Annotated in this window: 2 protein-coding genes and 1 pseudogene; 2 read left to right on the top strand and 1 reads right to left on the bottom strand. The window is 67.0% G+C overall.

Annotated elements, in window-relative coordinates; genetic code table 11:
* Positions 1 to 315, top strand: a 315-nt coding sequence (locus FLL47_RS42565; protein ID WP_144128382.1) for a transposase family protein, incomplete at its 5' end; no start/stop codon positions are given.
* A 102-nt stretch (positions 316 to 417) separates the two neighbouring features.
* Positions 418 to 1,071, top strand: coding sequence for an HAD family hydrolase (locus FLL47_RS42570; protein ID WP_144128383.1), 654 nt, complete (start codon positions 418 to 420; stop codon positions 1,069 to 1,071).
* Positions 1,072 to 1,110: 39 nt separating this feature from the next.
* Here FLL47_RS42570 and FLL47_RS45350 read toward each other — a convergent pair.
* Positions 1,111 to 1,170: pseudogene (locus FLL47_RS45350) on the bottom strand (hypothetical protein); the annotation flags it as partial.
* Positions 1,171 to 1,232: the final 62 nt, after the last annotated feature.

The following is a 1,232-nucleotide window of genomic DNA, read 5'->3' on the forward strand; positions in this document are numbered from 1 at the left end:
GCCTGGCGCGAGTCCGGACTCGCCACCAGGTTCGAAGGCCGGCTGCACGCCGACGGCGGACCAGGCGGCTTCGCCGACGCCGCCTACACCGGCACCGGCCTGTGCGTGCCCCACCGAAGACAGAAAGGCCAGACCCCGACCGAGTCGACCCGCGAGTACAACCGCGCCATCGCAGCCCACCGCGCCAGCATCGAACGCGTCATCTCACACCTCAAGAACTGGCGGCTGCTGGCCACCGGCTACCGCAGCCCGCTCGACCGGTTCCCGATGTACCTCGACGCCATCACGAAACTCGAGATCTACCGAACCTCATGATCGAATAGCACTCCGAACCTCCATCTTCCCGACCGGTGAAGAGGATCATGGCCCACGGGAATCGTCCAGTTGCTCTATGGTGACCTGGTGCCTTCACCTCGTGTGACGACTGTCCTGTTCGATTTCGCCTGGACGCTGTTCGCCAGCGACCCGGTCTGCTGGGTCGGCAACGCGGCGACCATGATCGGGCGGACGGTGGCACCTGGTGAGGCGCAGCGCATCGCCGACGACTTCGCCGAGTTGTTACGGGCGACCGCTACAGATCCCGCGCACATCGCGCGGGACCTCGACCCTCAGGTCTGGGATCAGGCGATTCTGGCCGTGCTAAACCAGATTCCCGGGGTGAACGCGTCATTTGCGCGCGCGCTGCATGAAACGCGCGCCGAAGCGGTCGAGCCGTACGCGGACACGGCGCCCACCCTCGCCGCGCTGCATGCCGCCGACATCCGCCTCGGCGTGGTGAGCAACGTGGGCTGGGACATCCGCAAATGCTTCGTCCGGCACGGGCTTGACCGCTACATCGACGCCTTCGTGCTCTCCTACGAGGTCGGCTTCGTCAAACCCGACGTGCGGATCTGGCGCACCGCCCTCGACGCCTTGGCCGCACAGCCGGACCGGACGCTGATGGTCGGAGATCACCCCGGCGGCGACGGTGGTTCCGTGACGGCCGGGATTCCGGCCCTTGTGCTGCCGATGGTGAGTTCGCCTGCCCAACACCGTGGTTTCGATCACGTGCTGCGGCTGGCCGGGATCTGAACCTGCGGCAAACGTCGCCCCTCCTGGTGTTGTTGAGCAGTCGAACAGCTCGGCCAGCAGCGTCTGCGACAGGTTGTGGCGCAGGTAGAGCAGGACCATCAGCACCGTGCGGTACGGGCCGACGGCACGGCGGCGCGCTGGGTCCAGGCTGCCGTGGGCGT

Source organism: Catellatospora sichuanensis, from assembly GCF_007483665.1.
GTDB classification, from domain to species: domain Bacteria; phylum Actinomycetota; class Actinomycetes; order Mycobacteriales; family Micromonosporaceae; genus Catellatospora; species Catellatospora sichuanensis.